Origin of the sequence: Massilia putida (assembly GCF_001941825.1) — a bacterium.
Lineage (GTDB): Bacteria > Pseudomonadota > Gammaproteobacteria > Burkholderiales > Burkholderiaceae_D > Telluria > Telluria putida.
The window spans coordinates 6,467,350-6,486,661 of the sequence record NZ_CP019038.1 but is presented as its reverse complement, the minus strand read 5'-3'; the positions used below and the strand labels follow the sequence as shown (position 1 = coordinate 6,486,661).

Sequence of the window (19,312 nt, the reverse complement as noted above, 5' to 3'; positions counted from 1 at the left end):
GCTCCTCAATCGATACGGTAGAAACGGCGGGCGTTCAGCCCGAAGATGGCGTGCCGGTCCGTGGCATCCAGGTGGTCCAGCAGCGCCGCGCAAGCGGCGAGCCAACCCGCGTAATCGGACGCCAGGTTCAGCACGGGCCAGTCGCTGCCCCAGATCAGCCGCTGCGGGCCGAAGCTCGCCAGCAGATGCGCCACGTACGACCGCAAGCGTTCGACGTCCCAGCCTGGCCCCGCCTCTGTGACCAGCCCGGACAGCTTGCAGCACACCTGCGGCAACGCGGCCAGCCGCGCGATGTCGGCGCGCCACGGCTCCATCCGGCCCTGCGCGATCAGCGGCTTGGCGCCGTGATCGATCACGATCGGCAGATCGGGAAAACGCTGCGCGAACGCGTGCAACGCGGGCAGATGGCGCGGCAGGACGAGCGCGTCGAAGCTGAGGCCATGGCGCAGCATGGCCTGGACGGCCGGCGCCAGTGCGGGGTCCGCGATCCAGTCGTCGTCGTCGAGATCCTGCAGCATGGGCCGCAAGCCCTTGAGTGCCGGATCGGCGGCGAGCGCGGCGATGCGCGCCGGCGCATCGGGCGCCTTCATGTCGACCCAGCCGACGACGCCTTTGACGAACGGATGGCGCCGCGCCAGGTCCAGCATGAAGCGCGTGTCGTCCTCGTTGGGCATCGATTGCACGAGCACGGTGCTTGCCACGCCGTGGCGGCCGAGCAGCGGCGCCAGGTCGGCGGGCAGGACGTCGCGGTGGATGGCGGCCAGTTCGGGGGGCGGCCAGGCGCCGTTGCGGTCGGCCAGGCGCCAGAAATGCTGGTGGGCGTCGACGAGCATCACATGCCCTCCCGCGCCGGCCCGTGCGTCAGCCCGGGTGCGCCTTCATTTCCCGGACGCGGATCGCCTGCAGCAGGCTGCTGCGCGCCGAATTCAGGTGGATGCGCATCGCCTCGCGCGCCCCCGCGACGTCGCGCCGCGCCAGCGCCCGCAGGATGTCCAGGTGCTCGCGCACGGCGTACTCGTTGCGCACCATTTCCTGCGATTTGTCCCATTGATAGTGGTAGTGGAACACCAGCGAGACGAGGTCGAAGAAGCCTTGCGCGAAGCGGTTGTTCAACTGCCCCATCAGGAAGGCGTGGAAGTCCCGGTCGAGCGCGGGAAAATCCTTGTGACGCGTGGGCATGACGGAACCCAGCTGCTCGTGCCGCGCGATCAGCCGCTGCAGCTCGGCGAATGCCGGATCGTCCGGCGGCAGCGCGACCAGGCGATCGATGGCGGCGAACTCGAACATCTGGCGCACGTCCGCCAGCTCCATCGCGAACGAGCGGTCGAACGCGCACAGGCGCCAGCCGCCGCGCGGCTTCTTCTCGATCAGGCCCGAATGCGAAAACCCGATCAGGAATTCGCGCACGCTGATGGTGCTCGTGCCGGCCGCGCGCGCCAGTTCCGTTTCCGAGAACTCCGCGCCCGGCGGCAGGTCGCTGTGATAGATGCGGTCCATCAGCACTTCGCGGATACGATCGGCGCCCGTGCGCAACTCGTCCAGTTCGAAGTAGTCCGCGCGCACCGGCTTGCGCAGCAGCCGGCGTTCCTTGAGACCGCTGATCAGGCCGCGCTCGTGGAAATGCGCCAGCGCGCTGCGGATCGCCGTACGGCTGCCCTCGCCCAGTTCGGCCATGTGCTGCTCGGTCGGAAGCGGGTCGCCGACCGCCACGTGGTCGGCAATATATTGCAGCAGCAGGTTCGCGCTGCGCTTGAAGATGGTGGGAGGTCGGGCCATGAAGTCCGGAGTCGTCCAGTCCGTGTGGACAATCCGTCATTTTACCGGATCTCCCTGCCGCTGCGTATGGCGTTTCCATTCACACCTCGACGATGGCCTTGATCACGCCGCTGGCCGGGTCCATCCAGCGCGGCAGCGCATCGACGAATTCATCCAATGTCGTGCGGTGCGTGTTCATCGCCCGCGTCGGCACCAGGCCCGCTTTCATCGCCGCGAGCACGTCGCGGAAATCGTCCACGGTCGCGTTGCGGCTGCCCAGCAGCGTCGTTTCGCGCTTGTGGAATTCGGGATCGGCGAACGAGATCCGTTCCGGCACGATCGAGACGAGGACGTACGTGCCGCCGTGGGCGACGAAATCCAGGCCCCGCTCCATCGCCTTGATGTTGCCGGTGGCGTCGAACACGGCGTCGAAGAAGTCGCCGCCCGTGACGGCGGCAAGCGCCTCGGCATCGCCCGCGCCCGCCGTCACGATGTGCGCGACGTGCAGCACATCCTTGCAGAAGCCGAGGCGGTCCGCGCGCGCATCGAGCACCGTCACCTGCGCGCCCTTGAGCGACGCGAACAACGCGACCGCCACGCCGATCGGCCCCGCCCCGACGACCAGCACGCGCTGCCCCGCCGCGACGGCCCCGCGGCGCACCGCGTGCATCCCGATGGCGAGGAATTCCAGCATGGCCGCGTCGTCCAGCGAAATGCCTTCCGTCTTGAGAACGAATTGCGCGGGCACGGCCAGGTATTCGGCCATGCCGCCGTCGCGGTGCACGCCCAGCACCTGGATCCGCGTGCAGCAATTCGTCTTGCCCTTGCGGCAGGCGACGCACGCGCCGCACGACAGGTAGGGCATCACGAACACCTCGTCGCCCGGCACGAGGCCCGAGCTGGCGGGCGCCGTCACCACCTCCCCGGACAGCTCGTGCCCCATCACGCGCGGATAGGCCAGGAACGGCTGCGTACCGCGGAAGATGTGCATGTCCGTGCCGCACACGCCGATGCGGCGCACGCGCAGCAGCACGTCGTCGCCGGCTGCGGTCGGAATCGGCCTGAAACCCAGCCGCAGTTTGCCCGGGGCCTCGCATACCACGCTTTTCATCTGATTCATCGTTTTCCCTGTTGTCGGTATTCTATAAATTCAAGACATCGCTGGACGCGATGCGACGGCGGCATCCGCCGCATCGCCCCAAGCCGCTCAGGCCAGGCAGGTCCGGTCGATAGCGCGCACGGATTGCACGCCGGTGAGCACCATGCTGGTCCGGATATCCTTTTCCAGGATGGCGAGCAGGTTGCGCACGCCCGCCGCGCCGCTCGTCGCGAGGGCGTACACGAAGGCGCGGCCGATCAATACGCCGTCCGCCCCCAGCGCCAGCAGGCGCACGACGTCCAGCCCCGTGCGCACGCCGGAATCGGCGAAGATGGTCAGGTCGCCCTTGACCGCCTGCGCGATGGACGGCAGCGCCTTGGCCGTGGACAGCGCGCCGTCCAGCTGGCGCCCGCCGTGGTTGGAGACGATGATGCCGTCCGCGCCGAACGACTTCGCATCGCGCGCATCGTCGGCGTCGAGGATGCCCTTGATGACCATGGGCCCCTGCCATTCGTCGCGGATCCACTGCAGGTCGCTCCAGCTGATGCCCGGATCGAAGTTGGCGGCCAGCCAGCCGATATAGTCGGCGAGCCCGGTCGGATGGCCGCGGTAGGTCGAGATATTGCCCAGGTCATGCGGCCGGCCGAGGAGGCCGACGTCCAGCGCCCAGCGCGGATGCAGCATCGCCTGCAGCACCCGGCGCAGCGGGCCGTGGCGGCCGCTCATGCCGGCATGCGCGTCGCGGTAACGGGCGCCCGGCACCGGCATGTCGACGGTGAACACGAGCGTGGTGATGCCCAGCGCGCGCGCGCGGCGCAGGTAGTCGCGCATGAAGCCGCGGTCCTTCAGCACGTACAGCTGGCACCAGATGGGCCGTGCCGACTGCGCCGCCACTTCGTGCAGCGGGCACACGGACACGGTCGACTGGATGAACGGGATATTGCGTTCGGCCGCCACGCGGGCCGCCTGGACTTCGCCGCGGCGCGCATACATGCCGGCGAGGCCGATCGGGGCCAGCGCCAGCGGCAGGTCGTGCTTCACGCCGAACCATTCGGTGGACAGGTCCAGCGTTTCCGATCCCTTGAGCACGCGCTGGCGCAAGGCCACCTGCTGCAGGTCGCCGACGTTGGCGCGCAGCGTCGTCTCGGTGCCGGAGCCGCCATCGAGATAATGGAACAGGAACGGCGGCAGCTTGCGGCGCGCCGCTTCGCGGTAATCGGTGGCGGAAGAAATGATCATCGTGCGGGCTCAAGAGTTCAGGGTGACGAAGCCGCCGTCGATCGGGTAGTCGGTACCGGTAATGAAGGCCGCCTCGTCGCTGCACAAGTATAACGCCAGCGCGGCCACTTCGGACGGTTCGGCCATGCGGCCGATGGGTTGGGTCTTCGACAGCTGGTCGAACATCTCCGCTTCCCGGCCCGGATAATTCCGCGCCAAAAAGCCGTCCACGAACGGCGTATGGACGCGGCCGGGCGAAATCGAATTGCAGCGGATGCCGTCCTGCAGGTAGTCCTTGGCGACCGACAGCGTCATCGCCATCACCGCGCCCTTGGCGGTGGAATAGGCGAAACGCTCCTTGATGCCGACCCACGCGGCGACCGACGCCATGTTGACGATGACGCCGCCGCCGTTCGCGCGCAGCTGCGGGATGGCCGCGTGCAGGCAGTTGTAGACGCCCTTGACGTTGACGTTCATGACGCGGTCGAAATCCTCTTCGCTCGTGTCGTCCGCCTTGCCGATGTGGGCGATGCCGGCGTTGTTGACGAGGATGTCGATCGGGCCGATTCCGGCCATCATCGCCTCCACCTCGGACTGGCGCGCCACGTCGCAGGCGTGGGACGTGACGCGCCCGGCCTCCTCGCGGATCTCGCGCACCACCTGCACGCAGGCGGCGTCGTTCAGGTCGACCACGTGGACATGCGCGCCCCGCTGCGCGAACAACAGGGCGATCGCTTTGCCGATGCCGCTGCCGCCGCCCGTGATCACGGCCTTCTTGTCGTTCAGTTCAAACACGTTTCGTGACTCCTATGGAAGATGGCGCGGCCTTGCCCGCCGCGCGGCTGTCCTGGGCGAGCGCGGCGCGCGCGAACCACGCGATGACGCCGAAGCACAGCAGCGGCACGGCGTAGCCGAACTGCACGTTGTGCGTGACGTCGCTGACGAAGCCGAACAGCAGCGGCAGCAAGGCGCCGCCGACGATGGACATGATGATCAGGCCGCTGCCCATGTCGGCATGGTGGCCCGCGCCGTCCAGGCCCAGCGAGAAAATGGTGGGGAACATGATCGACATGAAGAACGCGATGCCGATCACGGCCGCGATGCTGACGAGACCCTGCGCCACCATCGCGACGGCCGCGAGCACGATGCAGGCCAGCGCGTACCGCCACAACAGCCGCGCCGGCGCCACGACGCGCATCAGGCCGGTGCCGACGAAACGGCCCACCATGAACGCCATGCCGCAGCCCCACCCCAGGTAATCCGCCGCCGTCACGGGCGACACGCCGGCCGACTTCGTGGCGTACAGGATGAAAAAGCTGAACACGCAGACCTGCGCGCCGACGTAAAAGAATTGCGCGATGGCGCCGCGGCGGATGGCCGGCACCCGCAGCGCGGCGCCGACGGTGCTCTTGGCGTGCGCCTTGCCGGCCCGGGCGCCGGCGACTTCCGGCAGCTTCAGGAAATAGAACACGACGGCGATGGCGAGGATGACGAGCCCCAGCACCATGTACGGCCCTTTGACGCTGGCCGCTTCCGCCGCCAGAGCCGCCTGGCGCGCGGCCAGCGGCATGGCCGCCAGCTGCGCGTCGTTCGCGCCGTGCACGAGGATCAGGCGCGCGCCGATGATCGGCGCCAGCGTGGCCGCCAGGCCGTTGAACGACTGCGCCAGATTGATCCGCTGCGCCGCCCGTTCCGGCCGGCCCAGCAGGGTCACGTACGGATTGGCCGCCGTTTCCAGGATCGTCAAGCCGCACGCGATGGTGAACAGCGCGGCCAGGAACACCACGTATTGCTGCGTGTTCGCGGCCGGGATGAACATCAGCGAGCCGGTGGCGAACAGCAGCAGGCCGCAGATGATGGCCGTCTTGTAGCCCGCCTGGCGGATCAGCAGGCCGGCCGGCAGCGCCATCACGAAGTACGCGATGAACACGGCCGAATCGACCAGGGCCGACTGGAGAACCGTCAGGCTGAACGAGCGCCGCAGGTGCGGGATCAGGATCGGGTCGAGGTTGTGGACGAATCCCCACATGAAGAACAGCGTGGTGATCATCACGAGGGAAAACCGGTACTGCCGCGTCGAGGGGTCCGTCATGTCTGCCAAGTCTCCGTTCGGTTCTGTAGGGTGGGCATTTGAGGCCGGGGGCCGCAAATGAAACGTGCCCACGCGCACCGCCTGATTACACTCTATCGCTGTTCAACCGTCGATCAACGCCTCGTTCCAGGCGTGGACGGTCTGCTCCTGTTCGCCCAGCCCGGCGATGCCGAGCCGCATGCGGTCGCCCGGCCGCAGGTAGACCGGATCGGGCTTCTGGCCGAGGCCGACGCCCGGCGGCGTGCCGGTGCTGATGACGTCGCCCGGCTGCAAGGTCATGAAACGGCTGATGTAGCTGACCAGGTGCGCGACCGTGAACACCATCGTGCGCGTATTGCCCGTCTGGTAGCGCTGGCCGTTCACCTCCAGCCACATGTCCAGGTGCTGCGGGTCGGGGATGTCGTCCGTCGTCACGAGCCACGGGCCGATGGGGCCGAACGTGTCGCACCCCTTGCCCTTGTCCCACTGGCCGCCGCGCTCCAGCTGGTACTCGCGCTCGGACAGGTCGTTCACGACGCAGTAGCCGGCCACGTGATCGAGGGCATCCGCCTCGTCGACATAGCGCGCACGCTTGCCGATCACGACGCCCAGTTCCACTTCCCAGTCGCTCTTGACGGAGCCGCGCGGCAGCACGACGGGATCGTTGCAGCCGATGATGGCGCTGGTCGCCTTCGTAAACAGCACGGGTTCGCTCGGCACGGCCATGCCCGATTCGGCGGCGTGGTCCGAGTAATTCAGGCCCACGCAGATCAGCTTGCCGATGTCGGCGACGACGGGCGCGTAGCGCACCGGTTCGGTGACGGCCGGCAGGCGGCTCGGGTCGACGTCGGACAGACGGGCCAGCACGCCGGCGGCCAGCTGGGCCGAGGTCAGGTCGGGCAGCACGCCGGACAAGTCGCGGATCACGCCGTCGGCGTCCACCAGACCGGGTTTCTCGGCGCCTTTCGGGCCGAATCGCAGCAGTTTCATTGGATTCCTTTGGTACGGGTTGCATGAAAAAACGGTGCCGACGGGACGGGCGCGGCGGGGTCCAGCAGGCCGGCCGCCCGGAGCGCCGCCCACAGTCCGGCCGGCAGCGGCTGGTCGAACCAGTGCGCGTTCTGGCGCAGCTGGGCGATGTTCTGGGCGCCCGGGATGCACGACACGACGGCCGGATGCGCCATCGGGAATTGCAACGCGGCCGCCTGCAACGGAACGTCGAATTCGCGGCAGATGGCGGCGATGGCCCGCACACGCTCGACGATGTCGCCGGGCGCGTCCTCGTAATTGAATTTGTTGGTGCCCGCGAGGATGCCCGAGTTGAACGGACCGCCGATGACGACCGACATCCCCGCGCGCGCGCAGCGGTCCATCAGCGGCGCCAGCGACGCCTGCTCCAGCAGCGTGTAGCGCCCGGCCAGCAGCACGCAGTCGAGCGCGCACACGTCCAGCGCGTCGGCCACCACTTCCCACTCGTTGACGCCCAGGCCGAACGCCTTGATGGCGCCCTCGTCGCGCAGCCGCGCCAGCGCGCGCAAGCCGCCGCCCCCGGTCAGCTGGTTCCAGTAATGCGCATGCTCCTCGCCGTGGGTGACGCGGCCGATGTCGTGCACGTACAGGATGTCCACGCGGTCCAGCCCCAGGCGCTGCAGGCTGTCCTCGTGCGAGCGCAGGATGCCGTCGTGCGTGTAGTCGTAGCGCGGGCGGAACGGCAGCGGCGCGGCCCAGCCGCACTCGCCCGGCCGCACGCCCGGATCGGGCCGCATCAGGCGGCCGACCTTGGTGCTGATGGTGTAGGCGTCGCGCGGCCGCGCGCGCAACGCGGCGCCCAGCCGGTGCTCGGACAGGGTGAAGCCGTAGTACGGGGCCGTGTCGAAATAGCGGATGCCCAGGTCCCAGGCGGCGTCGACGAGCGCCAGCGCATCAAGCTCCGCCATCGGTTCGTACAAGCCGCCCAGCTGCGCGCAGCCAAGGCCCAGTGCGGTGATCTCCATGTCAGGCCGCTTTCAACGGCAGGCAGCCCGGCCCGATCGGCTCGAACTGTTTATACGTGAGGATGAATTCCTGGTGGCCCAGGTCTTCCGACTTCGTGCATGCGCCATTCGCGACGCGGGCGATCAGGTCGACGATCTCGGTGCCGACGTCCTCGATGCCGGCGTGGCCCGTCAGGATGCGGCCCGCGTTGACGTCCATGTCGTCCGCCAGGCGCTCGTACGTCGCCGGGTTGGCGCAGACCTTGATGACGGGGGAAATCGCCGACCCGACCACCGAGCCGCGCCCCGTCGTGAACAGGGTCACGTGCGCGCCGCAGGCGATCAGCTCCACGATCTCGGCGTTGTCCGCGATATTCGGGAAGCCGAAGCGCGGCTCGCCGTCCGGCACCACGTCCAGCAGGTACAGGCCGCCCGTGGGCGGGAGGTCGCCGGGTTTCAGGATGCCGCTGATCGGCGACGCGCCGCTCTTGGCGTAGGCGCCCAGCGACTTTTCTTCCAGCGTCGTCAAGCCGCCGTCCGCATTCCCGGGCGCGAAACTGCCGTGGCCCATGATCGTGTAATAGCGCGACGCCTTTTCGACCGTGCGCACGATCTCGTCGCCCAGTTCCGGCGTGACGGCGCGGCGCTTCATGTGGAATTCGCAGCCGACCAGCTCACCCGTTTCCTCGAATATGCAGGCGCTGCCCGCCGCGATCAGCCGGTCGAACGCCGCGCCGACGGCCGGATTGGCCGTGATGCCGCTGGTGCTGTCCGACCCGCCGCAGATCGTCGCCACGACGAGTTCGTCGGGCCGCATCGGCACGCGTTCCTGCCGCGCCAGGTCCTCGACGGCCCATTGCACCCATTCGACGCCGCCCTTCACGCCGGCGCGCGTGCCGCCCACGTCCTGGATCGTCACCGTGTGCACCGGCCGCCCGCTGTCCGCGACGGCCTTGGCGACGCCGTTCTTGTCGAAGCTCTCGCAGCCGAGCGACACCAGCAGGGCCGCCCCCACGTTCGGGTGCGTCAGCACGCGGCGCATGATGGTATCGGCGTATTCGTTCGGATAACAGCCGGGGAAGCCGATCAGGTGCACGGGCTGGCCGGGAAACGCGCCCGCGATCAGCCGCGCCACATGGTGCGCGCATTCGACGAGGTAGGCGACGACGACGACGTTGCGGATCCCCTTGCGCCCGTCAGCGCGCGGAAAGCCCGTCAGGGCGACGTCGGCCAATGTGGCGATGGTGGTCATGGTGCTTTGCTCCCGATGAAGTGGTGGCCGTCCTGCTCGAGGGTGTAGGTCGGGATGTAGTCGCTTTCCAGGTTGTGCGTGTGGATGTGCGCACCGGCCGCGATTCGGCTGGTCGCCGTGCCGATGATCGCACCGTAGCGCACGATCTTGTCGCCCGGCGCCAGGTCGCGGCGCGCGACCTTGTGGCCGAGACGGACGTCGCCCGGCAGGATCACGGTGCGGTCGTCGATCACGACCGTGTCGCCGGCCTTGAGGTCGAGGCGGGCAATGAGACAGTTGTCCTCGCGTGACATGAGAAGCAGGCTGCCGGCCTGCGCCGAGGTAGTGCTGGGCATGACGGTCCTTTACAGCGGAAGGCGTGATGCGGCGATTGTATTCTATAAATTGAAAACATACGAGCGTTTGCCGTGCTGCGTTGCAGCATGACGCACTACGCTTGCGCGGCGGCCTGCGCCAGCGCGACGAACGCGTCGACCAGCGGACCGCCGCCGTCCGCATGCCGGGCAAGCAGCATCGACGTCGTCGCCGCGGGATCCGCCAACGGCCGGTAGACGACGCCTTCCATGTGGACCCCTTCGAAGGAACTGGGCAGGACGGAGATGCCGCAGCCCGCCGCGACGAGGCCGATGATCGTCGACGGCTCGCCCGCCTCCATCGCGATGCTTGGGGAAAAGCCGGCGGCGCGGCACATGTCGAAGATCTGGTGGTAGATGCCCGTGCCGGCTTCCTTGGGAAACACGACGAACGCCTGGTCCGCCAGGTCTTTCACGGTGATCGTCTTTTTGCGCGCGAGCGGGCCGTCCGCCGGCAGGACGAGCCGCAGCGGATCGCGGCGCAGCATCGTCAACGCGACCGTGGACGGCAGCGCCATCGAGGCCGGCCGCACGAAGCCCACGTCCAGTTCGCGCGCCTCGATCTTGGCGAGCTGCGGCAGCGTGGCCATCTCCTGGAAGGTCAGCAGCACGCCGGGATACTGCTGGCGGTAGCGCCGCACGACCTTGGCGAACAGCGGCGTGAACGGCGTCGAGAACGTGAACCCCACGCGCAGCTCGCCCGCCTCGCCCAGGTGGGCCCGGCGCGCGGTTTCCTTCGCCTGTTCGGACAGCGCGAGCATGCGCCGGGCGTCGGCCAGGAACAGCCGGCCCGCTTCCGTCAGCAGCACGCGCCGCTTGTTGCGCTCGAACAGCCGCGCGCCGATCTCGTGTTCCAGCGCCTGGATCTGCTGGCTCAGCGGCGGCTGGCCGATATGCAGCCGGGCGGCGGCGCGCGTGAAACTCAGCTCTTCCGCCACGGCCACGAAGTAACGCAGGTGCCTGAGTTCCATGTTATCTGTTTAAGCGATAAGTAACGCCACAAATATATATTGGACAGTCAGTTCCGGCAATCCTAGGATGGGTCATCACTTCACGCTTTCACCGCCATGTCCCGCCCCGCTCCTGCCTACCGCCGCACCAACCGCGCCTTGTTCTTCGGTGGGTTTTCCTGCTTCGCGCTGCTGTACTGCGTGCAGCCGCTGATGCCCCTGCTCGCCCACGATTTCGCATTGACGCCGGCGAAAAGCAGCCTGTCGCTGTCGCTGGCGACGGCCGCGCTGGCCGTGTCGCTGCTGTTCTCGTCGGTGCTGTCCGACCGCCTGGGACGCAAGACCATGATGGTCGTCGCGCTGGTCGTTTCCGCCGTCATGACCGTGCTGGCGGCCTTCGCCCACGACTACGCCCAACTGCTGGCCGCGCGCACCTTGCTGGGCTTCGCGCTGGGCGGCATGCCCGCCGTCGCGATGGCTTACCTCAGCGAAGAGATCGAGCCCGCATCGCTCGGCGCATCGATGGGGCTGTACATCAGCGGCAATGCGTTCGGCGGCATGATCGGGCGGATGGCGGCGTCGATACTGTCCGACTTCCTGTCGTGGCGTGTCGCGTTGGGCGTGATGGGCGTGGCCGGCCTGCTGGCGGCGTGGGAATTCTGGCGCAGCCTGCCGGCCTCGCGCAACTTCCGTCCGTCGTCGGGCGGCCTGGCGGCGACGGTGCACGGCCTGCGCAGACACTTCGGCGACGCCGGCCTGCCCTGGCTGTTCGCGCTGTCGTTCCTGCTGATGGGATGCTTCGTGAGCGCCTACAACTTCATCGGCTTCCGCCTGCTGGGCGCACCGTTCGGACTGCGCCAGAGCGTGGTCGGCGGCATCTCCCTGCTCTACCTGCTGGGCATTTTCAGCTCGGTATGGGCCGGCCGCCGCGCCGACCGCCTGGGCCGGCGCCACGTGCTGTGGACCGTGATGGGCACGATGCTGGCGGGCCTGTTGCTGACCCTGGCCCATCAGCTGGTGCTGATCGTGGCCGGCATGGCCGTCTTCACGTTCGGCTTCTTCGCCTCGCACTCGGTCGCCAGCAGCTGGGTGGGCCGGCGCGCCCGCACGCAGCAGGCGCTGGCTTCCGCGCTGTACCTGTCGTTCTACTACCTCGGCTCCAGCCTCGTCGGCTGGCTGTGCGGCGTGCTGTGGGAACACGGCGGCTGGGGCGGCGTCGTGGCGCTGCTGGGCGTGCTCCTCGGCGTCGCGCTGGCGATCACGCTGCGCCTGCGCAGGCTGGCGCCCGTGGCGCCGGTGCTGGCGCCGGCTTGAGTGGGTCTTACACCATCTTGTTGCCTTTTTAATACAGCTTTTGTGCAGGGTGAATAATCCGCATATTTATGCAAACTGATCGCCGACTGTCCGCTTAACATAAAAGAAATACAGCGTCTTGCGTTTCTTCAGTTCGTACGTTGGAGGCAAGGTGGACAAGCCGAAGGTAGCGGTCATCGCCATTCACGGCGTGGGCGAGCACAAGCCCGATGCGACGTCCGCATCGGTCGCCGCGCAATTGCAGTACTTTTATCCCGAGGAGTTCAAGGCATTCGAATGCGCGCCGCTGCACATCGCGGTGGATGCCGCGCCGCTGCAGATTTCTCCTGATTGCGGAGGTACTACCCAAACCCGCAGCGAGCGGGTGCCGAAAAGCGTCAGCGCACGAGCGATTTCTGACTTACCCCAGCGGGACGACATTCCGACCGACATCGCCTTCACAGGCATCACCCTGGCTGGTGGAGAAGGATACAAAGCAAGTTACAGCACGACCCGGCTTCGTTGCGATGTCCATGGCCATGGCGGTATCGACCTGTATGAAATGTTCTGGTCCGACCTGTCGCACGGCGGCACCAAGGGTGGCCTCCGGGTGCTCCGGGAGATGTTGCAGTTGTTCCTGCACATGGCCTGCCTCGGCCGCACCGCCCTGAGTACGCTGCTGGCGGCGCCTGGTCGGCATCCCGCCACGTCCCGGCTGTCGCACGCCTATGCCGCAGCCGCCTGGGGCTATTGGGTACTCGCCGTTCCGATCGCGCTCGGCAATCTGCTCCTGCTGTGTCTTGGCGCGGCATTCCTCGGGCTGCTCGTGCCCGACGGCACCGTCGGCACCATAGGCACGGCGATCGCCGTCGCGATCCTGGCGGCGACCCTCGTAGGCGTCGTGTGGCGGTGGATGATGCGCAACGAGCAACTATGGTCGCCGGTGGAACGCATGGGATTGCCATTGGTCTGGGTGGCGATGCTGTCGATTCCGGCGGTTTACATGATGAAGCATGAATCGTGGTCCATGCGGCCGGCCGACGTCGCCTTCTTGCCCGCGCTGGCGATCGCGCTCGGCGCAGGGACGTTCGTTGCTCTACGTTATAAAGCGAGCCGGCCCGGTGCCAATATCTGGTGGTGCATCATGGTGGCGTCGTGCCTGCTCTGGTGCGTTGTCGGCGTCATCAAGCGGTGGTCCGAGCCGATCAATTGGCTGGCCCTCCTCGCGCTCGTGGTCGAGGGAAATTTTCTCTGGTTAGTCTTCTGGTGGGGGACGCTCGCCCTCACCAATCTCTGGCTGCTGGTGGCAGGGACGCGTGCGAAGCATGCCGATCCAGCGGACGAGGCGGTGCGGCGCGCCGTCAATACCAGCCTCGTCGCCGCCACGGTGCCGGCGTCGTTGCTGCTGATCGTCGTGCTGACGCTGTGGCTCGGCATCAAGCACGTGCTCGACCCGTGCAAATTTACATTGATGAACCGGACCGTCGATCTGTTGGTCTTCGGTTCGCCGACGGTAGAGCAACTCATCGGCAAATTCATCGACCTCAGCGCGGGCCGGACCGCCATCGTGTTCCTGTTATTGATGGTGGCCGCGCTGGTGGGTGTCCTCATTGCCATCGTCCCGTCCGTCGTTGCGGAGCTGTTCCCGCCTGAGAAACCCCGCAACGATGCCCGTTCTCTTGCGCTGTGGCGCTGGCTGAACCAGGGCTTCCGGCTGCTGCCGACGGGGAAATGGCTCACGGTGGTCGCGTTCTTCATCCTGCTGCCCGCCGGCACCTTGTGGCAGTACGTGGCCGCGGACACCAACCCGACGTTACCCGACGTCGGCGCCACCATCGGCGTCAGCGCCCTGGCGTTCGTTTCCGTGACGCGCCTGTTTGGGACAATATCGCTGAGCAAGGTTGGGCGTACGTTCGCGCGCATGCGGGTGGCGATCGACACCGCAATCGATGTCGACAACTGGCTGCGCGAGCGGCCAGTCGGGCAGACGCCACGGCTGCGGATCATGGCACGCTATGTGTCGCTGCTGCGCCACCTGCAGCAAGAGGGTTACGAGCGGATCGTCGTCGTCGGACACAGCCAGGGAACGGTCATCACGGTGGACCTGCTGCGCTACCTGAAAGCACGGGGCGCGCCTCTGCTCAAGCAACTGGGCCCGATCGACCTGCTTACCTTCGGCTCACCGCTGCGCCAGCTGTATGCCGCGCGCTTTCCCGCGCTCTATGGCTGGGTCTTGGACCTGTCGCACGATCAAGCCAAGCGACAAGCGAGACTGTGCAGCTGGACGAACGGTTACGGCAGCGGCGACTACGTGGGACGGAACCTGTGGAACCGCATGGTGCCGGCACAACCGTGGCAATGCGGTACAGGCCAAGACCCATACGAGTTCTGCACGGGCGCGCTCGCCCACACCCATTACTTCGACGAACGCGCGCCGGACGTTGCCGCTGCCGTCTGGGATGCGATCAGGATCGCTCTCGCCTCGGTGCGGCCAACCCCGCTGCCCCCCTGAGCCCGCGCGTAACCGCGCCGGTCAGCGCACCGCGGAATCCCCCCCGTCCACCGCGATCACCTGCCCGGTGATGTGCTTCGCCGCGTCCGACGCCAGCAACGCGGCGACGCCCTTCAGGTCCTCCTCGTCGCCCAGCCGCTGCAGCGGCACCGATTTGATCATGTTGTCCTCGCCGGCGTCTGCCAACAGCCCCTTGGTCATCTTCGACGGAAAGAACCCCGGTGCGATCGCATTGACCGTGATGCCGTAGCGGCCCCACTCGCCCGCCAGCGTGCGCGTGAAATTCATCAGCGCCGCCTTCGACGTGTTGTAGGCCAGCGTCTTCATGGGCGAATCGGGCGCGTTGCCCGCGAAGCCCGCGATCGAGGCCACATTGATGATGCGGCCCTGCCCGCGCGGGATCATCGAGCGCCTGCCCACGGCCTGCGACAGCAGGAAGATGCTGCGCACGTTCAGGTTCATCAACTTGTCCCACGCCTCGAGCGGGTAGTCTTCCGCCGGCGCCGCCCAGGTGGCGCCCGCATTGTTGACGAGGATGTCGATGTGACCGAGCCGCTCCAGCGCGGCCTCCGCCAGCAAGGCCACGCCGCTTTCCGATGCCATGTCGGCGGCGACGGCGCTGGCGGCGATGCCGCGCGTACCCAGGTGGGCGACCGCCGCATCGAGGTCGCCCTGCTTGCGCGCGGCCAGCACGACGCGCGCGCCCATCTCGCCCAGCGCTTCGGCGATCTGCAGGCCCAGCCCACGCGAGCCGCCCGTGACGAGGGCCGTCCGGCCCGTGAGATCAAACAGTTGTTGTGTAGTGCGCACTCAATACTCCTTGGTTGATGTGTGTGGGGATGCGGAATGGCGACGGCGCGCGCGCCTCCAGCCGGAACACGTCGAGCGCCTCGATCAGCTGCGCCGTCTGGTCCGACAGCGATTCAGCCGCCGCCGACGCTTCCTCGACGAGCGCGGAATTCTGCTGCGTCATCCCGTCGATGCTGCCGATCGCGCGGCCGATCTGTTCGATGCCTGCGGCCTGGCGCAGCCCGGCGGCGCTGATTTCGCCCATGATGGTTTCCACCTTGCGCACGGACGCGACGATCTGCTGCATCGTGGCGCCCGCCTCGTCGACCAGCGCGCTGCCGGCGTTGACCTTGGCGACCGAATCGCCGATCAGCACCTTGATCTCCTTCGCGGCGGCCGCGCTGCGCTGCGCCAGGTTGCGCACTTCGCTGGCGACGACCGCGAAGCCGCGTCCCTGCTCGCCGGCGCGCGCCGCTTCCACCGCGGCGTTCAGCGCGAGGATATTGGTCTGGAAGGCGATGCCGTCGATGACGGCGATGATGTCGACGATCCTGCCGGCCGACGCGTTGATGGCGCCCATCGTCGCGACGACGCTGTCGACCACCTGCCCGCCGCGCGCCGCGATGCGGGTCGCGCTGGCGGCCAGGTCGCCCGCTTCGAGCACGCTCAGCGTGTTCTGCTCGACCGTGCCGGTCAGCTCGCGCATCGAGCGGTTCGTGAGGTCGAGGTCATCGGCCTGCGCCAAGGTGCGGCCGGCCAGGTCCGCATTGCCGCGCGCGATCTCCGCGCTGGCCGACGCGATGGTATCGGCGGACCCCTTGATGCCGGCGACCAGCGTCGCGAGGCGCGTGCGCATGTCGGCCAGCGCGGCCAGGACGCTGTCGCCGCGATCCGTGCGGATGTCCATCGACAGGTCGCCGCGCGCCACGGCCTGCGCGATCGCGCGGGCGTATTCCGGTTCGCCGCCCATCTGGCGCCAGATCGCCTCGACGACGAACCAGGACACGGCCGCCAGGCCGACGACGACCAGCAGCGCGGTCAGGACCATCGTCCACAAGACGTCGTGCACGCCGGCCGCGCTACGCTCGATGCCGGCCTGAAACTGGCGCTGCGCGGCCGCGCCGGTCCGCTCCAGGTCCGCCTGCAGGATGCGCTGCGCCGCCTGCATCGTTTTTACTTCATCCTGGACGTCACCCTGTTCCATGTCGAGCATGATGCGGGCCGACGTCAATGCGGGCCCATACCAGGCGTCGAACTCCTTCCCCAGGCGGTCGCCGGCGGCGCGCTGGCCATCCATGCCGGCGAGCTTGACCAGCCGTCCGCGCACCTTGGCCACCTGCTCGGCGATCTGGGCGAGCCGCGCCCTGTCGGCCTCGCTGACGGCATCGCGCAAGCCATCCGCGACGGCGCCGACCTCCTGCGTCAGCGTCTTGGTGAGGTCCAGCAGCGGGTAGTCGAGGCGTGCCGTCCTGTCGATGGCATGCAGGGCGCCGGTCGCGATGAACGAGCTGGCCCCGATCCCGAGGCCGAAGACGAGGATGGAAACGACGGGCAGTGCCCAGATCTTGCGCTTGATGCTCATGGTGGCCTCGGGGTCGGTGGATCAGGGTGCGGTGTAGATCACCTTCACGGTGGCGTCGACGGCGCTCCGGTCGATGTAGCCGATCGCCTTCGGGTTCGCCGCGACGGCCTTCTTGACGTCGGCGCTGCCGCCCACTTCTTTCGGCATCGTCGCCCTGCCCGTGAAGACCAGCTTGGACCACAGCGCCTTCACCTGGGACGGGTCCTTGTCGGCGACCTTCTTGTAGAACTCGGCGCGGATCGGGGCGCTTTCCGGCTGGTCGATCGGCACGAGCGCGCCGGATTTGCCGAGGAAGTACTGGGCGACTTCCTCTTTCGTCATCGCCGCTTCCGGCGCATTCGGGTTCACGACGACGACGACTTCGGCCCGCGCTGGCAGTCCGATGCCGAGGATCGCCGCAAGGACGAAGGAAAGGGACATATTGTGCATCGCTGCCTCCTCAGAAAACGAAATCGACGGCGACGGCGCCGACGGTGACCGGGCCGCGGAAGCCGGGCTTGGCCTGGTTGAACAAGCCGGCGCCTTCCGGCTTGACGCGGTCGACTTGGAACTTGATGTCGGCCGAACGGAACGCATCCCAGCGCACGCCGATGCTGTCGGTACGCTGCGCCACGTCGCCCGTCAGCTTGCCGTGGCTGAAGAATGGGAGCACCTTGCCGAAGCGGTAACCACCCATCGCATACCAGCCGCGGCTCGTCGCGCCGAAGCCGCGCGCGATCGTGTATTCGGATTGGACGACGGCATTGTTCCAGTCCATCGCAAAACCGGCCGCCGTGAACGACACCTTCAGTTTCGGCAGTTCGACGCGGCCCTGCTCCAGTACCATGCGGGCGTCGTCGCGGCCGAGGCGCACCGTGAACGGCCCCTGCTCGAGAATCACGTTCAGCACCCGCGCGTTCGTGAACGTGACCGTCTGGCCGGCCAGCTTGGCGGTCGAGCGGCCGTAGGCGATCTGCGTCGTCACGCTGGACGAACCGACGTCCTGGCGCCAGTCGACGTCCGCGCCATCGAGGCTGTCGTTCGGTACCTGCGCATACACTTCCTGCGACGGGCGCAGCATCGTGTTGGCGTAACCGACGTTGCGGTAATCGGAGACGAGGAACGCGGCCAGCGGCACGCGGCCGACGCGCACGGCGAGCGTGTCCGACACCCTGGCTTTCGCGAACGCCAGCGTGCCGGTCGCGCCGTAGGCATCCGTCTCCAGCTTGCGCACGATGCCCTGCCCCGTCAGCGACAGCCAGTCGTTGATGCGGGCGTCGATCTGCAGGCCCACGTTGGAATCGACGCCGGTGCGCGGCTTCGTGCCGGCGCCACCGGCCTGGTAGGGCCGGGCGAACAGCGCATCGTTGGTGTTCGTCCACGTCAGGGCGCCGGTGCCGAAGCCGCTGACCTTGACGGCCTGGGTCGCGTCGTCCTGGGCCCAGGCGGTCGATACCGCCAGCGGGAGGACGAGCAGTGCTACTGGAATTATCGTTTTCATGTTCATCGTGGGTTATTGCGTCATTGTTGTTACGTCATTCCGAAGAATGAAATTCCGTACGGTCGCCCCGTACCAGCGGCCGCCGTGTTCGCCGCGCACGCCGCGCTGGTTCAGCGCGTTCGCGATGCAGCCGAACGAATCGCCCGCCTTGCGGCGCTCGCTGATGTCGCGCAGGATCTCCTGGCGGGCCAGGTCGGACCACGGGTCGTCGGCATAGCCGGCCTTCTGCGCGGCGTGTTTGGCGGAGGTCCGGTGCAGCGCGTCCGTCAGCTCGAGCATCTGCTGCAGCAGAAAAGTCTGCTGGCCCATCACGGACTCCCCGCCGGCAGGATCCATTCGAGGAAGCCGGCCACGCTGTCGGCCGCCATCCGCGCCAGCGCTTCCCCGTCCGTAGGCAGGCCCGTGCCGCCGACGATCGCGCCGATGTGCCGGCCCAGCACACAGCCGACGAACGCGTCGCTGAGGACGGCGCCGCTCGCCGTCGCGCCGCCCGCGCGCGCCTGCAGTTCCGCGATCAGGCGTTCGAGCAGCTGCCGGTCGCGCGCCGTGACGGAGGCGACCAGTTCCGCCAGCTCCGGGCTCCGCTCCGACACCGCGTCCGCGTGCAGCAGTGCGCGCTGCGTCGACAGCGCGCGCCGCAGCATGAGGCCCGCGAGCGCCTCGAGCCGTTCGCGCACGTCGGTGTTCGATGCCTCGATCGCGGCGACCTGGCGGTTCCAGTCGTGCAGGTCGCGCGCCACGACCGCATGCAGCAATCCCCGCTTGCCGCCGAATTTCAGGTAAATCGTCTTGGTCGCGACGCGCACCGTCGTCGCGATGGTCGCGATGCTGACCTGGTGGAAGCTGTGGCGCACGAACAGCTGCTCCGCCACGTCCAGCAGGTTGCGCTCGCGGGCCTGCAGCACGGCGGCCGGGTGACGGCCGCCGCCGCGGCGCCGGGTGGAGGTCTTGGGTGGCTCATACATGGTTCGACTCCCGGACAGGA

At 67.8% G+C, this 19,312-nt stretch carries 19 protein-coding genes; 2 read left to right on the top strand and 17 right to left on the bottom strand.

The annotated features are described in order from the left end of the window. Positions 1-5: 5 nt before the first annotated feature. The 11 genes from BVG12_RS31175 to BVG12_RS31125 all read right to left on the bottom strand — a co-directional run bounded on the left by BVG12_RS31175 (position 6) and on the right by BVG12_RS31125 (position 10,692). Positions 6-833 carry an amidohydrolase family protein gene (locus BVG12_RS31175; RefSeq protein WP_075795794.1) on the bottom strand — a complete coding sequence of 276 codons (828 nt, stop codon included), beginning with the start codon at positions 831-833 and terminating at the stop codon, positions 6-8. A 28-nt stretch (positions 834-861) separates the two neighbouring features. Then, entirely contained in the window at positions 862-1,776 is a 915-nt protein-coding gene (locus BVG12_RS31170) for a GntR family transcriptional regulator (protein ID WP_075795793.1), read from the bottom strand. Positions 1,777-1,855: 79 nt separating this feature from the next. Beyond that, positions 1,856-2,866 carry a zinc-binding alcohol dehydrogenase family protein gene (locus tag BVG12_RS31165; RefSeq protein WP_075795792.1) on the bottom strand — a complete coding sequence of 337 codons (1,011 nt, stop codon included), beginning with the start codon at positions 2,864-2,866 and terminating at the stop codon, positions 1,856-1,858. Positions 2,867-2,962: 96 nt separating this feature from the next. Then, the gene (gene lldD / locus BVG12_RS31160; RefSeq protein ID WP_075795791.1) at positions 2,963-4,093 is read right to left on the bottom strand and encodes an FMN-dependent L-lactate dehydrogenase LldD; all 1,131 of its coding nucleotides are present in this window, start codon (positions 4,091-4,093) and stop codon (positions 2,963-2,965) included. A 9-nt stretch (positions 4,094-4,102) separates the two neighbouring features. Further along, complete coding sequence (locus BVG12_RS31155; protein WP_075795790.1) at positions 4,103-4,867, bottom strand: SDR family NAD(P)-dependent oxidoreductase; 765 nt, start codon at positions 4,865-4,867, stop codon at positions 4,103-4,105. Continuing rightward, positions 4,860-6,164, bottom strand: coding sequence for an L-fucose:H+ symporter permease (gene fucP / locus BVG12_RS31150; protein WP_075795789.1), 1,305 nt, complete (start codon positions 6,162-6,164; stop codon positions 4,860-4,862). Before fucP ends, BVG12_RS31155 begins: the two co-directional genes overlap by 8 nt. 102 nt (positions 6,165-6,266) lie before the next feature. Next, on the bottom strand, positions 6,267-7,133 hold the full coding sequence (locus BVG12_RS31145) for a fumarylacetoacetate hydrolase family protein (RefSeq protein ID WP_075795788.1): 867 nt from the start codon (positions 7,131-7,133) through the stop codon (positions 6,267-6,269). Further along, the gene (locus BVG12_RS31140; protein WP_075795787.1) at positions 7,130-8,137 is read right to left on the bottom strand and encodes an aldo/keto reductase; all 1,008 of its coding nucleotides are present in this window, start codon (positions 8,135-8,137) and stop codon (positions 7,130-7,132) included. Before BVG12_RS31140 ends, BVG12_RS31145 begins: the two co-directional genes overlap by 4 nt. 1 nt (position 8,138) lies before the next feature. Next, a complete protein-coding gene (locus BVG12_RS31135) occupies positions 8,139-9,368 on the bottom strand; it encodes a UxaA family hydrolase (RefSeq protein WP_075795786.1) in 1,230 nt (409 codons plus the stop codon). Further along, positions 9,365-9,703 (bottom strand): UxaA family hydrolase, encoded by a 339-nt coding sequence (locus BVG12_RS31130; protein WP_075795785.1) that lies wholly within the window; start codon positions 9,701-9,703, stop codon positions 9,365-9,367. The genes BVG12_RS31135 and BVG12_RS31130 overlap by 4 nt, the downstream gene beginning before the upstream one ends. A 95-nt stretch (positions 9,704-9,798) precedes the next feature. Continuing rightward, the gene (locus tag BVG12_RS31125) at positions 9,799-10,692 is read right to left on the bottom strand and encodes a LysR substrate-binding domain-containing protein (RefSeq protein ID WP_075795784.1); all 894 of its coding nucleotides are present in this window, start codon (positions 10,690-10,692) and stop codon (positions 9,799-9,801) included. Between the two features lie 96 nt (positions 10,693-10,788). Between BVG12_RS31125 and BVG12_RS31120 the strand changes: the two genes are divergently transcribed. Both BVG12_RS31120 and BVG12_RS31115 read left to right on the top strand, forming a co-directional pair. Continuing rightward, positions 10,789-11,985 (top strand): MFS transporter, encoded by a 1,197-nt coding sequence (locus tag BVG12_RS31120; RefSeq protein WP_075795783.1) that lies wholly within the window; start codon positions 10,789-10,791, stop codon positions 11,983-11,985. A gap of 151 nt (positions 11,986-12,136) precedes the next feature. Beyond that, positions 12,137-14,476, top strand: a complete 2,340-nt coding sequence (locus BVG12_RS31115) for a hypothetical protein (protein ID WP_156895787.1) — start codon at positions 12,137-12,139, stop codon at positions 14,474-14,476. A gap of 21 nt (positions 14,477-14,497) precedes the next feature. Here the strand turns inward: BVG12_RS31115 and BVG12_RS31110 are convergent, their stop codons facing one another. Genes BVG12_RS31110 through BVG12_RS31085 form a run of 6 tightly spaced genes read right to left on the bottom strand, consistent with a single transcriptional unit; the run spans position 14,498 to position 19,292 of the window. After that, positions 14,498-15,286: an SDR family oxidoreductase gene (locus tag BVG12_RS31110; protein ID WP_075795781.1), complete on the bottom strand. Its 789-nt coding sequence runs from the start codon at positions 15,284-15,286 to the stop codon at positions 14,498-14,500. Beyond that, entirely contained in the window at positions 15,261-16,847 is a 1,587-nt protein-coding gene (locus tag BVG12_RS31105) for a methyl-accepting chemotaxis protein (protein WP_075795780.1), read from the bottom strand. Before BVG12_RS31105 ends, BVG12_RS31110 begins: the two co-directional genes overlap by 26 nt. A 21-nt stretch (positions 16,848-16,868) precedes the next feature. Next, the gene (locus BVG12_RS31100) at positions 16,869-17,276 is read right to left on the bottom strand and encodes a type 2 periplasmic-binding domain-containing protein (protein WP_075795779.1); all 408 of its coding nucleotides are present in this window, start codon (positions 17,274-17,276) and stop codon (positions 16,869-16,871) included. A 10-nt stretch (positions 17,277-17,286) separates the two neighbouring features. Further along, entirely contained in the window at positions 17,287-18,327 is a 1,041-nt protein-coding gene (locus BVG12_RS31095; RefSeq protein WP_229503763.1) for a hypothetical protein, read from the bottom strand. Positions 18,328-18,339: 12 nt separating this feature from the next. After that, complete coding sequence (locus BVG12_RS31090) at positions 18,340-18,636, bottom strand: recombinase family protein (protein ID WP_075795777.1); 297 nt, start codon at positions 18,634-18,636, stop codon at positions 18,340-18,342. Next, the gene (locus BVG12_RS31085; RefSeq protein WP_075795776.1) at positions 18,636-19,292 is read right to left on the bottom strand and encodes a TetR/AcrR family transcriptional regulator; all 657 of its coding nucleotides are present in this window, start codon (positions 19,290-19,292) and stop codon (positions 18,636-18,638) included. The genes BVG12_RS31090 and BVG12_RS31085 overlap by 1 nt, the downstream gene beginning before the upstream one ends. Between the last annotated feature and the right edge of the window lie 20 nt (positions 19,293-19,312).